6 protein-coding genes are annotated in these 16,433 nt (G+C 39.0%); all 6 read right to left on the bottom strand.

Annotated features, from left to right (window positions below; all coding sequences use genetic code 11):
• Positions 1 to 9 precede the first annotated feature (9 nt).
• A complete protein-coding gene (locus ACK2WI_RS06225) occupies positions 10 to 1,338 on the bottom strand; it encodes a gluconate:H+ symporter (RefSeq protein ID WP_409150100.1) in 1,329 nt (442 codons plus the stop codon).
• Between the two features lie 164 nt (positions 1,339 to 1,502).
• Complete coding sequence (locus ACK2WI_RS06220; protein ID WP_409150099.1) at positions 1,503 to 2,891, bottom strand: ATP-binding protein; 1,389 nt, start codon at positions 2,889 to 2,891, stop codon at positions 1,503 to 1,505.
• Positions 2,881 to 4,236, bottom strand: coding sequence for a DUF6851 domain-containing protein (locus tag ACK2WI_RS06215; RefSeq protein ID WP_409150098.1), 1,356 nt, complete (start codon positions 4,234 to 4,236; stop codon positions 2,881 to 2,883). Before ACK2WI_RS06215 ends, ACK2WI_RS06220 begins: the two co-directional genes overlap by 11 nt.
• 50 nt (positions 4,237 to 4,286) lie before the next feature.
• Positions 4,287 to 5,609 carry a contractile injection system tape measure protein gene (locus tag ACK2WI_RS06210; protein ID WP_409150097.1) on the bottom strand — a complete coding sequence of 441 codons (1,323 nt, stop codon included), beginning with the start codon at positions 5,607 to 5,609 and terminating at the stop codon, positions 4,287 to 4,289.
• 4 nt (positions 5,610 to 5,613) lie between these two features.
• Positions 5,614 to 11,955, bottom strand: coding sequence for a hypothetical protein (locus tag ACK2WI_RS06205; protein ID WP_409150096.1), 6,342 nt, complete (start codon positions 11,953 to 11,955; stop codon positions 5,614 to 5,616).
• A 15-nt stretch (positions 11,956 to 11,970) separates the two neighbouring features.
• Entirely contained in the window at positions 11,971 to 16,419 is a 4,449-nt protein-coding gene (locus ACK2WI_RS06200) for a hypothetical protein (protein ID WP_409150095.1), read from the bottom strand.
• Positions 16,420 to 16,433: the final 14 nt, after the last annotated feature.

The raw sequence follows: 16,433 nt of genomic DNA, 5'->3' as shown, positions 1-16,433 counted from the left end.
TAGTAATTTTTATATAAATAGAGATAAGATCATGACCCCGATCAAACCAACGGTGGAGACAATGGCCTCCATCATCGACCAAGACCGGAACGTATCTTTTACCGATATTCCTAAATATTCTTTAAACATCCAAAAACCTGAGTCATTTACATGTGAAAACATGAGACTGCCTGCTCCAATGGAAAGGACCATAAGGTTAGGGTTAATATTAGTCGCCTGCAATAGTGGCAACAGTACACTTGCTGCAGTAAGGGCGGCGACGGTTGCGGATCCAATACATCCACGGATAATGGCGGTGATCATCCAGGCCAAGATCAAAGGATGTATAGGTAAGCCTTGTAGTGCCTCAGCCAATTTCAAGCTGACACCGCTAGCCTCCATAACCTCCTTGAATACCCCAGAGCCGGCAATAATCAATAAGATCATGGCAATATCCTTGACCGCATCTGCATACACCGACATCACCTCTTTAATGGGTCTACCTTGGAAGATACCCAGTGAAAACATGGCGTAGATCACGGCAATGAGCATCACGATGTTTGCCGAACCTAAAAACGCTATGATTTCATGCATAAAGGTTGCTTCTTTCGGCACCACATAGGGCAAGACGGTAAACAGAACGATCATGACAACCGGTAATAATGCAGTAAAAAAGCTATTGAAAGCACCTGGTTTTTGGTAATTCTCGTCTTCAGGTTTTGGTTCTGCCGGTTGAAAGATTTCAGATTTTCCTGCTTTGATATTCTTGAGGGTCTTACTGAATAAGGGACCACCAATGATAATGGCTGGGATAGCGATGAGCAATCCATAGATCAAGGTCAACCCCATATTGGCATTGAACAAGACCACCAGAGCTACCGGAGAAGGGTGTGGCGGAATAAAGCCATGGGTAACCGACAGGGCCGCCAGCATAGGCAAACCGATATAGACCAAGGGTAATTTGTACTTATAGACGATGGAAAAAATAAGGGGTACCAACAATACAAAGCCTACGCCATAGAACAAGGGAATACCGACGATAAAACCGGTAAATGCCATTCCCCATTGCAAATGCTTGACCCCGAACAGGCGAACCATAACGGTGGCAATATTTTCTGCAGCGCCACTATGGGCGATTAATTTTCCGAGCATGGCTCCCAATACAATGATCAAGGTGAGCCCACCCATGATAGAACCTATCCCCTTTTCAACCGTCCCTGGAATCTTTGCCAAAGGAATGCCAAGAACAATGGCAGCTAAGATCGAAACGATCAAGAAAGCCAAAAATGTATTGATTTTAAAGTAGGTAATGAAAATGATTAGCAACAATAGGCTAAGAAGTACGATTGTAAATACCATTTAGTTTATATTGAAGGTTAGGAAGCTTTCACAGAGAAAGCTTTAGGCAATTGTTATCCCTAAAATAGTAATACCTAGGCGAATAAGAGAGGGATTTGAAAAATAAATATTTAATAGTTCTCGGATCTAGAGTGGCCCCTGTCCACAAAAGAATTATTATTCTGTTAATGGAAAGGTTTGCCTTCCTTCAATAACTCTTTACGAATGCCATCCAATACATCGGAGAGATATATGGATTTTTTATTTTTTGAGGTGGAATCTCTTTCCAAGGCTTTTATACAAGAATAATGAACAGCATTTACAATGGATCCACCGGAGATCACATAATTTTTCACCAGATCTGGAATATCTACGGTTTCATGCTTTTCATTGAGGAATACAGCATCTTCAGGAAAACTGAGTTTCCATATTTTTGCTCGGTCTGCGGCTTCTGGAACAGTAAATTTCAATATCGCATTGAACCTGCGCATAAAGGCATCATCGATATTGTTTTTCATATTGGTGGCCAGGATGACCATGCCATTGTATTCTTCAATACGTTGCAACAGATAGGAAACCTCCTGATTGGCATATTTATCATGGGCATCGCGTACATTAGTCCTTTTTCCAAATAATGAATCGGCCTCGTCAAAAAACAGGATCCAGCCTTTATCTTCCGCTTTTGCAAAGATCTGTTCCAGGTTCTTCTCGGTTTCACCGATGTATTTCGACATGACCATCGATAGATCGATCTTGTAGACATCTTTGCCTACCTCTTTTCCCAACAAACCTACGGTCAGGGTTTTACCTGTTCCTGAGGGACCATAGAGTAAGGCTTTATAGCCATTGTTGATCCTTCCTGCCATCCCCCATTCATTGATCAAAATGCTGTTGTATTTTAACCAGCTCTTTAATTCATGGATTTGTTCTTTCAGTTCATCATTGATCACCAAGTCTTTCCATTCCAATTTGGTGCGGATTATTTTTGCCGGAAAATTGACACTGAACTTGGGTTGGGTAGCCTCGCCAAAGATAAAGCTGTCTAGGTATTCCTTTGAGATCAGAATCTTTCCGCTCATTTCCGGCTCTCCTGCGGGTACTTCATCTAGCCAAAGGATTTTCTTGCTATCAAACAAATGATCAGCCCAAAACAGTTTTTGGATTTCCATCTTCTTTACAAAATCATCATCCCCTAAAAGAAAAACAGCAGTTTCCCCTGTTGGGATAAAACCTCTAAAATCCTTTCCACGTACGCCTCCAATTTTTTGGAAATCACCAGTTCGCTGTAGTTTATAATTGATGGCATTATCAAAAAGATCAGGTTGGATATGCGGCGCCATAGCAATCAGCAATAGGCAAGCTTCTTCTTCATTAAGTTTATGTAGTTTGATAAATTCCTGTAGTTTTTTGGACCAAGTTCGATAATTCGGTTTTGGTTTATCCATTTCATGTTCGGCTGGGAACCAAATACTCAATCGAAATAGGATCAGCTGCTCCAGGTATTTTAATTCTTCTGGTGCATTGATATCAAGAAAGCTGATGCTCGATTCCTTATGTTCCTTTTTACTTTTCATTGAAATAGACTTTTGCTTTTTCCCAAACGCACATTGCTACTTTTAAACCTAATTTATGGCCTTCTGCAGTGGCTTTTTGAAAATGGGTTCCAGCATATATGCAGGATTGTCCGGCCTGTTCTGCTGCGAAGGAATAGGTTGGCCATTCCAAGACCATATCCATACAAGGCGTTACAGCTGGTTCAATCTTGGAAGACCCCATCTTGATGGTCGTTCTACCACCGAAGGCATCATTTCCAGTAAAGTTCTTAAGGATCACCGCAGCAGCCCTACTCAAACAGCTATGGGAAGAAATGTATTCGGGGGTCGAAGGAGTCTTCAGATAAGGATTCCATTGGTCCCCTTTAATGGTTTCAGTCCCTTTACAGGCGCCACCCCAAGCATGCACATGCAGCCCATTGAATAAATTACGGATGGCCGTAATCGGTCTGACTGAATTATAATGATGTTTGCATTCCCAAGTAGCAATAGAGGCATCTAACAAGGCATTGCTGAGCACAAAGAACAGTTTGATGCATTGCGAATTTCTGTAGAATTCCTTTTGGGCAACGAACTGTGCGATTTCACACCAATGTCCTGCTGTGGTATAGGTTCCGCGGGCATCCTCCCAATAGCTAGCAATCACCTTCTGTTCATCTGTCAGGGCTGCATTGATATCCAATATTTCCCTGGCCTGTTGCTTAAATTCTGGTTGTTCTTTTGTAAATGGCGCATCGGGTCTGAATTGCCAATTGAATGGTAGTGCGAAGGCTTTCGCCAAGCCCCAATGAGGTACGTGGAATCGTTGAAACCTGGTTTTAGATCCCTCTTTGATTTTCTGTAAGGGTTGCCAATAACTCAGATTGATCAATTGTCCAGGCGGATTGATGGGTTTAAAACCAGTATAGTCCGAAAATCTAGGCATGTGCAAAGTTCCATACGGATTACTTCCATCGCCATATCGCTGTTCGATGGTCAGTTTTGCCATGAGGTTGCCAATTCCTTCTGGCTTCGTGATATCTAAACTTCTATTATCAGGGTCATAATCTAATTGGCACATAAAATCACGGAAAATATTCTTTTCATCTGCTGGCAATCTTAACCAAAAAAGTTCCATCAGCACCCTATAAGCGGCATAACTGAAGGACTTTCGGATATTGTCTTTGGCGCATTGCGATTTTGATATTTTGATATATTTTGCGGTGCTGCTGCTGAAGGCACAGGTATCATAAACAGACCATGCGTCGTACATTGCAGTATGCATCATTGCCAAGGCTCTAGCGGCCAAGGGAGCCGAAGTTTTGGTCAACTTGATGGCCTCAAGAATAAGTTGATTCCATTTTAACACTAGCGGTTTTTCTGACATGATATTTTACAATAAATTCATCCAACAATCTGTAATCCAGCTTCAACAATTTACCTCCATTCTACATGGATAAGCTGTTTTAGCCACGGAAACTTAATCATATTCAAACTCCAGGGTAGGTAGTCCAGGAGCATATCGACAGACCCTTTTTCAACCTGTACAGTTATCTTTTCCATACCGAGCTCTACTTTCCCCTTTCGTTGTAAAAAGCTTTCCCGTAACCCATCAATGGAGGTCTTCTTTAATATTTCCCAATTGGCAATACAGGCTTCCAGCATAGCATTGACTTCTTCCTTTTCAGCATTGCTCAATTCCATAGTTATAGGTATCGCGGCTTTAATGGGATAGGCACAAAATATCTTAGGAATGACTAATTCATATTCCTTAGGTTGATCAGTTCCAGTTGCTGCAAAATGCAATAGATGGATGGCTTTTTCTTTAGCTTCTACGTTTTTGAAGTCTTTATCCTGTAGCAAATCTAAGCGTTTGAATAATGAGCTTAAGAAGGGATGCAGTAATACTAAACCGACATAATCAAGAAAAATAGCTTCTTTAATATCGCTTGAATCCTTAAACTCATCAAAACTTCTGACCGGATTGTCAACAGTACTGGAATTGGAATAGTTTTCTGGCTTAATAAGTTCAATATGGCTTTGGGAATCAGCTTGATTGGGATTGAAGAAATCAGTTGAAACAGCTAGAAGCAATTCAAGCCAAAACTGCTCTCTCCTCTCCTTCAATCTATCTGATGCGAGATCCTTATTCAATGACTCAAATGTGTAGAGTTCAGTCGCTTTTTTTTCTATTAAATTCTCGTATTTAGGAGCAATTACCTTAATCAATCTGTTCAAAAAACTATCAGGATGTTGCCTAACCAATCGGATCCGGAAATTCGGACTGCGATCTACTTCCAGAATAAAATGATTTAGAGTTTCCAAATTACTAGAAAGGGCTTCTAATACATGTTCATACCAATCATCAATTGGAAATTCCACATTCCAATCTAAAAATCCTTCGCGTAAATAAGAGAACCATTTATTAAAGTTAGCGTGAGCTTTATCCTGAAAATTCAACACATTCTTTGTTGATTTTTCTTTCCAGATCTGTTCTTCAAATTGTTGTCTAATATTTTCTATTAATTGGCTATTGGATTTCATTCCATCCAGATCGCTGAGCTTCAATTTTCCTAGATCAATGGTCAATGATTCCAGGCTTAAGACTTTATTCTCTTCAGATAATCCATTCAGGATTTCATCCATTAAGGGCACAAAAAACTCCCAATATTGATCACTCAGTTTTTGCTGAATGCTAAAACTGTCTTCTCCTTGTGGTAATTGGAGCTCAATACGCTGTCTTTTGATAATATGCAGCATGGTCTCACTTTTTAGTTCCCAAAATCAGGTTCTTGATCTCGACTACATTAATGACGGGTTGATGCTTCTTTAGTTCGGTACCATCCCAATGATTGTATATGGAGGCTACATCAATTTTGGCTTTCCGCATTTTTTCGAAGGCAGCATTGATGAGGGTCAAGTCAGTTTTGTTCTTTTTCTTGTGGTTAACCTGATCCAATGCATAGCATACCACAGATTCAAGCACACGTTGCATTTGAGGTTTATTCAGGACCACATAGTTTTTTGCGGTAGTTTTTTTGTTTTCAATTATTTGGGTTACGATAGCTTCCAATTGGTTTATTGCCAAATTAGGTTCGCTCATGTAATTCTGGACACTTTGAATGACAAGATTTTTCTTTAGCTTTTCGGCTATTTGTTCGATTGTTGAACGATAATGTATTATGCGTCTTTCTTTCAACAACTTCAATTCTTTACTATTTCCCCTCTTTACAGCACTGGCAACAGGAGCGATTGGCTTTAACTCTTCTTCTTTTTCCTCCTTTTGGATCTTACGTACATAATCATAGTTTGGTTGATTATCTCGATCGCAACTGATAAATTGATATTCGCCTGGATAAGATACTCGCCAACAAAATGAGGCATTTACTTGGTCCAGGAAGCTTTGTTTCATCATATAATTGCCATCTTGATTAAGATCACGATATGTACAAGGATTATTGATTACTACTTGATCAGCACAAGGCTTGCAGGTCTCGCAATCAACCAGTTCCTCATAATTCCGATGGAATAGAAAATTCAAGAAATCATCAACGGTGAAATCGGTATTACAAGTTTTTCTCTTTGCTAGCCATTGTCTCCAGTTTTTGTATTTCGATTCGAAACAGCAGTAATCGTGTGGAGCTAACCAAAGAATCCTCAACATGACATGCGCTGGTGCCAGTCGATATAAAATATCCTCCATTAACATTCGGCCTGTTTCAGACCGGAATCTTTTTGGCCAAGCCGGTAGGGCTACGGTTGCAATAAAGGAATAAGGATCAATGGCAGGCACAAAGCAGATATCAGATTGATTTGAACAAGGATCTTCTTGATCGGCTTTCCAAGTGTATCCACAATATTGGTAAGTTTCATTGCAATATAAACCTTGCCTAACTTCACAGTCTTCTTCACATCGAGGTCTGAGCAGGATATGCTCTACCACCTGCAAGCCTTCGGCGTTAATGAGTTCATTTGCCCGATCAACGGCTTTGCACATTTCTTGGGAAGTCTCATAGCACTGTGGATTAAATGCAATCTGTTTGCCATTGATAAAAAATTGCTCCCTATATTCTGGTAGATTGAAGTCCATGGCAATGCCAAATGAATTGCAACTACAATCCAAAATGGATTGATAGTTTTCAAAATTGCTCAGCAAATAAGTGGTCAAGCCGTACAATCGCATAGCCGTATAGCAGTTTTGGATTGGACAGGAAGTTTTCCAAGCCACAAAACAGGTTGGCTCCTCTGCTATTGGGTCAGAACAACCGCAACCCGCGGTATTTTCCTCATTACAGGTATTGAAGCCTGGAAGCTTTATTTCTATATGATATTGATAGCCTTCGGATTTTTCATTTTTACTTCGTATAACTGGGAAAAAGCATAAAAAGAGTTCTAACTGCTCTTTAAACGATTCCTCGGTCCAACCTTGGCTATAAGATTCGAGAATAACCTGACCGCTTTTATTTTTAACAAAGACAAATTCCTTTTCTATAACATAACGATTTCCTTCCCCTTGAAGTTCGTCCAAATAATCAAAAAGCAGGTCACAAAATTCTTGGTTCTCATTTTCGTTAAACCTTCTTATTGCAAAAGGCTTTCCTCCCTCATCATGAAAAATCAAAGAATTATTCTCAGTTGATAAAGTATATGCTTTCCTATCCTCATAGCGTTTGAATTGATCATAGAGCTCTAGTACTACCTGATTTCTCTTTTTGGCTGTATCGTAAGTACATGGATGAATTAGGAAGTCTGCTCCACAATTGATATAGAATGAATAACAGCAATCTTCTTTCCGCTGATATTTTTGGAAACCTAAGTCAGATTGAATGGCACAGATCAGCTTTTCTACACCTTCCAATCCCCATGCTTCTTCTTCCGTGTAAAAGCGTTGGCTACTTTCTGCCAACACCTCACGGATATAGATCCTATAGTTACCTTTACCGTCATCATTAAAATCACAATCGACATATAGATTGCCAGCATACTTTAAGAGCATCAAGAAAAATAAGAAATCCTGCATGGCTGCATCCGCCGTAGGATATTCTTTGACGCTGTGCCAGCCTCGGGTATCTTTAGATGAATGAAAGGTCTCGAAATAATACAAATCATTATTTCTTTTAATTGGGTAGGTCCTTAGCAATTGCATCAGCATTTGCGGAATGCTGCCTTCATCAAAAGCTTTTATCTCCTCCTGGGTTGCCAAGGGAACAAATACAACAGCAGCAGAATTTTCGCTCTTTGTTTTTTCAAAACTGATCAAACTGCCATAGTTCTCTTCTATAGCCGCTAATTCTAGAATATTGAACAGGTTATTTTCAAAGGCTTCAAGTGCCTGTTCTTTAGTCGGAAATGATTCAAAGCTTTCGAAAATAACCAGTTCCTCATTAATCGGTCCGGCATGTTTGTATTGAATATTATGTGCCCTAATCTGATAGGAATAGGATTTTGCTTTTTTGTTTTTATTTCCAGAAACTTCCTTGATGACAGCGGTTCCTAAACATAATTGCAGATAATTTAGGTTTCTTTTCAACAACCTAGAAATTTTCATTTTGGCTAATACCGCTTCTTCTTTGGATAAGAATTGGTCCTGATAATAGGCCAAAACACGGTCTTTATCGACCAAGCGGTAAATATATCGGGCTGAATTGTCTGTTGATTCCTTGCGAATGGAAGTCCTAAAATTCTGTGTTTTATTGCTGCTGGCAAACTGGGAAATGCTTTTTTGCGAATCCAGTGCCTTATTGATGCTTTCTTCATTAAAATCTACAGCATCCAAATTAACAGTGGGAAGTTTACTTCCTCTATTTTGCTGGGTTAAGATAATTCCGTTCTTACCTTTCCCTAACCTTAAAGATGGAATAGCCTGTTGGAATGCATGGGAAGCTTTAATTGCTTCTTCTTTATATCGATATTCCTTGCTGCTGCTGAACTTAAAATTAGAGTCTTGATCATATCCTAATTCATAATTAAACTTCCATCCTTTTGGAAATGAATTGCTGGTCAACCTGTATGATGCATGTTGAAAGGAAGTGATGATTTGATCCCTTAGATTTATGGCTTCCTCCTCAGTATCAAATTCTGTATAACAGATGGCTTCGACCTGTTCTTTGTAGACAATTTGAAGTCGCCATTTGGAATCAATAGATGTCCTTACTATGGAATAGTTTTTAGAATTTCCTGCTAATTTCAATACCAAATAAGCATTGGCCTTTGCTTCTTTATTACTTGAAAATTCTTTGGCAGCATAAAATTTAAAGGAATTTGCATGATCCAAAAGATCGTAAGTAAACTTATCTGGTTTTCCTACAATGGAATTGTTGATTGTGATCTTGAAAGCTTTAACATCTATATAATTAGGATCATCTACCTCCAGGTCATTGAAGGTAAGCTGGGTAATTTTACTATCCTTTGAATCCTCTTCTTGCCATAGGGTACTGTCGTTTAACTTACTCATGTTTTTCCGACCAGCCTCTAAAGCACTCAAATCAGAATCATAAGCTTCTACGGAGTTCCGAAGGATATTTCCTTTATGGTCTACCAATTGGACCTTATGCGCATAACTGCTGATATAGACATCTTCAACAGGTTGTTTAGAAAACATGCGGTTCAATTTGGCCCGCACCTCATCTGCCTCTTGAGAAGTCGCATATTGCTTATAGAATGGAACCGAAGATCGGTCATCATATTGCAGCACGATGCTGTACATCTTTTCATGAGCGACATACCGAGTTTTTAACCTTTCGGGTTGGGCAAGTGAATCAAATGCCATTTGAGCAGCTTCTTCGGCTTCTTTAGGAGAATCAAACTTTTCAGTCAACTTGAAATATGCCTCCTCGGCTATGCTCAATTCGACAAGGTAATATTCATCCAACTGTTCTACAACAAAGTTGCACAGGCTATGCAAGGTCTTATTGGAGATTCCTGCTAAATATTTGGCTTCCTTTTCAAACCCAGAAATATTATTGTTGTTCCACTCATCCTTTAGATAGTCATAGGCTCTGCCTCGATTGGCACTGATCTCATCATAATGGCTAAGTAAATCTTCTTTAGCCTGAATCAACAAATTAGATTGCTGATTGAATTGCATTAGGACATCATCGGTAAACCTTTCTGCAAATCGAGATAAGAGATGATTCAAGAAAGAATTCCTTCGTTCAGCATACAGATCTTCATCTTCCAATATCAAGGCCAGATAAGACTTAAACGATGCTATATTTAATTCAATATCGAAGGATACGTGATTTTCATCAATAATATAGCTCCTATAGTTTTCCTCAAAAGAGCCCACATAGGCTACTGAACTCAAATGCAGATTAGCAGCAGATAGAGAAGGAAAACTGATTTTACTGATGAGGGCAAATTCCGCTGATGTGCCAATCAGGTAGTAGAAGATCTTTCCTTCAGGATCATAGATAAAGCCATATTCGAAGTTATTGTTACTGAAATCCTCGATTAATTGATTGATAGCAATCTGCTGTTTGATCAATGAACTAAATTGAAACTGTTCTAGTGCATCTATATCCTTGCTATTATTTTCTATCAATTGATCCAATTGACTTTTCTTAATCACTCGAATTAAGCTATCCCCTTCTGCTCCTAAGATTTCATTCTGATCAGTACCGACTGCAAACCGTAATAATTTGCTTAACTCGGGTTTCTCAGTCAATTGATTGAGGAAATAGGTTCTTCTTTGTTGGCTATCATCGGGTGAGTTCATTGAAAATAATGAACGAATGTTCTTCAGTTGTGCTAAATAGCCAGATAACAGTTGGTCAAAAAACAACAGATAACCCTTTAGCTGTAAAGCCTGCGCTTTTCTTTGGTTGGAAACATCATCCGGCAATCCGCCTTCTGCAATACCATAAACCCGAGGAAAATCATCCTGTAATAGGAAATACTCATCTAAATTCTCATGGTATGTTCCAGAAGGGATAGAATGGTCTAAATAAGGCGAAGGCAATTGATACAGAACCTTTCCAGAGTTTGAAAAGTTAAGATTAAATAGACCTTGAAATTTTTTGCTATCAAATTCAATCGGGATTCCGTTTTTAGTAAATTGAATACCAGAACAGGCTACCGAAAAATTAGTAATATGATTTTCGGGAATTTTAAATTTCCATGCGTTAATGTCAGTAAAGCGACCAGATTCGCAGTTCCTTATGGCCAGCTTATTGACTGATTTCACTCCTATCGAATCCAAAATCACCTGATACAAATCTGAAATATGGATTTCCTTTTTCAGCTTCAAGGCATATAGTTCATCGGTATCTATGAAACCATGGCTTTCGGCAGGGTTATAGGGTCTGCCTGCAAAAATGTCTTCTATTGGCTTTTGACGGTCCAAGAGCTCTTGCAAGGTATAAAATTTGGGCACTGGTGAAATAAAATCCCTTAGCCTTTGGACAATCTCTTGATAAGATTTTTCTAAATCGGCATCATTTTGTAATTCTATTACGGCGCATACTCCAATATCTATCTTACAGAGCATGGAAATATCCACAAAGTCTTCACAGAAGTTTCGGTGTGCCATCAATCTGTTTTTGATGGTTTTGTTCAAATCTTCTAAATAGGTATTCGCAGCAGATTCATCTGGAAAATCCTTGTTTACATCCTTCTCAGGCTCTATAAAAATATGATATAGGCCATTGAGGTATTCAACGCAGCCGCTGTTTTGATTATTAGTAGATTGCTGATCATACCTAGGTCTACAAAAGTCGGTTTGATCGATTGCTACTTCTAACCAGGCGTTCTTCACCCCTTCAATATCGATCAAGAACTTTCTATAATCCATAATAGTCAATGGATTACAGCTCAGGATTTGTGCCGCTGTAAAGAAGTTATTATCTGCTCCGGATTCTTTAGGATCCCTGCTGAACAGATCAATGGCTGGTAAATTCGTTCGATAGCCCAGATCAAGAAAAGAATAACATAGGACTTCCAATATGGTAATCCCAGGATCATGGACATTATGGTCTGTCCAGATTTTTCCAGAGAGTTTACCAAGGTAAGCGATTCCTTCTGCCCTTAATTTTTCAAAATCTAAGTAGGCAGGGAAACCAGCATTGTCCTTGTTTATCGATTTTATATTTTCTCCTTGGCTTGCCATGATCTTGCATTTTACCTATGCATAATAGTTATTACAATAATTTTCAATAGGAACCGCTGGATTGCGACAAGGCTCTGCCAATTTTCGTGACTCCCATCTTTCACAATCTGCTTGTTCGATCTTTACATCGATATTTCCAGCAATCAGGATAGATCTAGGGCTGATCGGACAGACCACCTTGGTCATTGAACCCATTACGCCGCCTTGCTCATCAGCATGTTTCATCCATAATTCCACGATATAATCGAGGTAATCCCTAGATTCCAAAAAGCCAACGATATCCGATTCGTAAATACACTGTCCAAAGGTCAGTTTATCGAATTCACCAATTGCCCATGGAGCCAGGAACTCACGCAGATCTTGTTTCAATTTCTCTCTATAAAACACCTCATCCATTCCTTTCAACAGTTTAACCTTGATACAGAAGTTGACTCCCTCATATCGTGGATTCATTATTCGGATCTTGACAAATGGCGAACTCCTTTCCTGTAAATACTCTTGGATGCTTTCCAATAGACTGACAGGAACGCGCGGTTCAAATAACTGAGAAGCCTTTAATTTATTCATATCTGGAATGACAGCCATGATGATGTATCCAGGTGCCATTGGGATATCGTTGACATATCTATGTGCGTCCAAAGCAAAGCTATGGTTCACACATTTCACCTTAAATAACTGCGGAAAGGCTTCTAACACCAATCGTTCATAATCAAACTTTTGGATCGCCCTATTCTTATGCTTTAAGAGTTCCGAAACTCGGATATAGAAATGACCTTCCGCCTCAGGTACCCTCCCTGCGAAAGAATCATAAGGTTGTGAAACAGATTTGATGGCGACATCGGCATCTTTCATCTTGGAGATAGAGCCTGCCGGCAAGCCTTTATCTAGCCTTAATTTATCATTCAATGGTTCATTACTGAAAGTGGCCTTGATAGCTTGGGTATAAAGACCGATCGTTTCACTGACTGACTTGCTATTTTTTGCTATCCCAGCTTTTATCCAGTGCAATCCTTTGGGAAGTACAGTATTTTCATTGCTGATATTGGCCGGAATTGAAAACTTTATGATACCCGAGGTGGTCAGACCATCAGTATCATCTTGCAATACTTCAAAACCATTCCGCAAGGGTTTCCATTCATTATTATCCAAATAAGCCCATGAAACCGGTTCTCTTTCTGATTCCGAATCGGCCGAAGCTTCTGCCATCTGGAAAAGAATATTCACCGTGCTTCCCGGCTCTAGATCCTTCAATGCGAGAAATAAGTTTCCTTCATCGCAGTAGGTTGGCAATAAAGTAGGTTGTTGTTCAATTTGTTCCAGCTTATAGGTACCTGGGAAAGGATAAAGATGGATAAGATCGATATCTTCTATACTTGCGGTAGCAGAATAATCAATTTCTATCTTTTTAATGATAGGAGTCCAAGGTTCATTTGGGATGACCGCTTGAAAGCTATCATTATTGCTGATAATGTTCTTAATCTGTTGGATTTGGTTCCTCAGTAGAGTTACATCACCAGTTAAGTTCTTATTATAAAATTCTCCTGGATAAGGTGTTAGAACCGTTCTACGTATTGAATCAGCTTCGGCTTCATTGATCTTACCTGCTCCAATCCCTCCCATTTTAGCTTTTATACCTTCTGAAGGATTATTGACATCGTCCTCCACACGAGTGGAGACGGTTTTGGCATCTTCAATGCTCTGTGCAATGGCATTGGTACTGAATACGATAAGGTTTCCACTTTCATCATAGTAGATGGCATCTTCTAGCTTGCTATCGGGCAATTTTCCTAAGGCCATCATCTGCCTTGCAAGGACGTATGAATAGTTCTTATGGCAAAAATCTTGACCTTGCAGATTGATTTTTAAAAATCCCGCTGAAGTTCCAACCTCATATTGCTCAATAGCAGAAGTGTTTTTAGAAAATTGCTGATTGAGTTCAAAAAAGGTATTCCTCAAAAATATGGTTTGATCAAATTCACTGCTGCCAGGACAGGTAGAGCTATTATTATTTTCAAATAGCTTCCTATCGTTATAGGTTTCCCCTTGAATGGTGACAGTCTTTGTTGATGGTGAGCTATGCGATTTTTCCTTAACCCATTTACCGTTTTCTAAAACAGCTAAATTGATCAAGAACTTATTTTCATCAAGCCCAAACAAGCCACCATCTTTCAAATAGCCTTTATAGTAATCCCTGAAGCTGGTTGGTTTATCTTTCCAATCAAACTTAATATGGATTTCGTTCCATTTCTTGGTGAACACTTCTTGACTTCCAATATAGAAGTCAGGTCCCAACAAGTTTAAGCTTGTTGGATTGTTTAGATTTGGTGGATTCTTTATATCATAATCTATGATTTCTGGGCGAGTTCCAAATGGATAGATCGGACTATTGACATTCTGCAGGCTCTCGCTGTTCTGTACCACGAAGTTTTTCAATCCACAGACATTCACTTTGATCTTGGTGCCCTTGGTATGAGATATCTGGACACTCCTGAAGAATTGATACAGAGAAACTAATTGGATCTCATCTTCTGATTTCTTTTCACAGCATGATTCTCTGCTGGTCCATTTAACATCTTGTTCTATTTTTACACGATCATCCAGGTTGATTTTTATCAATGGTAATGCTGTTTCAAAACCTTCTTTAAATAGTTCTTCATCATAGTTTACTATTCCTTCTTGGTCTGCAGAAAGCGTCAAAGCAAGGGTAATTTCAAAAGTACCAGAAGCATTGAGGTTCGACATTACGATTTCAACAGATTGGTCTGGAATTAGCCAGCCTTTCTTACCGGTCAAAGCAATATTTAATGCTTTTATAGGCTTAAAAATATCCTTAATTGACGCTATTTCTTCGGGAGAAGATATCAGCTCTCGATATTCTACATCAGATATGGTTTTCTCGTAGAGAGCTTCTTCCAATGGATAATAACAGGAAATCTGTTTTCCAATAGGGCTGTCTTTCCACAATACCGCCTCCAGCTTTTCCTTTAGCGGTTTACTGATGCCTTTTTTGACTGCTTGCGCAATAAGGTCACGGTTTATCGGGTAGAATTTATCATTGATTACGGTCCTCACCCTTTCATAGAATGCAAAGGCATCATTGCCATTTTCACAAATGTTAGCATGCAGTTTGCAGGCTAAGGTAATTTCTATTTTCCGAGTCCCTTCACTCAAAAAGAGAACGGGAGAAGCAAGGACAAATCCCAACCGTGCATTAGGATAGGGTTTCAAGAACTTGCTCTCAGGATCAACATACTTGCTCAATGCTGCTCCTAATGTAGGCCAGCTAGAGTTTTGCATATCTTCAAATGGTTTTTCAACAGCATCTGCCATCTTAGCATTGCTAGCCATATAAACGCCTTCTAAATAGCTATTGCCAGCATGTACTTTGTTATTTAGGAAAAGCGTGCGTTGTTCAACAATCTTGGTTTTATTGACAACGATTTGATCATCCAGAGCAAATTGAATTTCTACTTTATTTGCATCCTTGCTGTCCTTCACTATGATTCCTTCTTTCAACAGGTACTTTTGTATATGTTTTTGGATTTCAAAAACCAGATGGACTTGATCAGGAATAGCTGGCTTGGCCTTCAATAACAAGACCTCCTTATAGAAGAAATCAAGGTGCTTCTTGGTAAAGGAATTTAAATCCTGTTGAAGATATTTGAATAGTTTCAGAAAAGAAAACAATAAGGCTAAATGCGGACTTAGTTTCTCCTTAAATTCATCATTTAAGGAATGGAAACTAGGTTCCAAGCTGGATTCAGCCGATGCGTGAAGAGAATCAATCACTGTTAAGAAAGATTCGCCGATTGACAGAATTTCATTCTTCAGGGCAATCATCCTTTGTCTTTTATTTTTCCCCGAATCTTGAATAGCTTGATTGCTTTTTACGGCATATAAGTCGGTCAATTCCAAAATCCAATCATCATTTCCCAAAAAACACATCAGGTTAATAGGCTTGATCCTAAAATACCTGACGGCAGAATTCACCTGAACAATAAAAACCTTTAAACTATCTGATAATTTATCTTTAATGATTTTATTCAATGCCAACATGACTGGCAGTCCTGAAGCTTCAAGCTTAGAATTCCAATCATATATTTTATAGATAATGGATCGATAAACATAGTTGACGATCAATTGAAGGCTAGCTTTTGAAGGAGATTTTTCAAACAGCAAGTTATAGAAAGCAAGTTTTTCTCTTATTTTATCGGCATCATATTTTAAGATGGATGTTATAGTAAAAGGCAGATTATTTTGGAAGAAGGACTGCCAATCAGAAACATTCAAGTCGGCATCATAATAGTTGATATGCCTAGAGAGTTTTTCAAAGTAATCTAAAAGATCTGCGAGGTTCCTTGCATCGATTTGGGCAGTTCCAGCCAACAGATCATCCATAACCCGCTGTCTTTGGCTGACACCGGGATCATTTTGGAATGGATGTATAAGCTCTTTACATTGCATGGCTTCAGACTTTT

Origin of the sequence: Sphingobacterium sp. BS-2, from assembly GCF_046161205.1 — a bacterium.
Classification (GTDB): Bacteria; Bacteroidota; Bacteroidia; order Sphingobacteriales; family Sphingobacteriaceae; genus Sphingobacterium; species Sphingobacterium mizutaii.
This window is presented reverse-complemented; position numbering and strand designations above follow the sequence as displayed.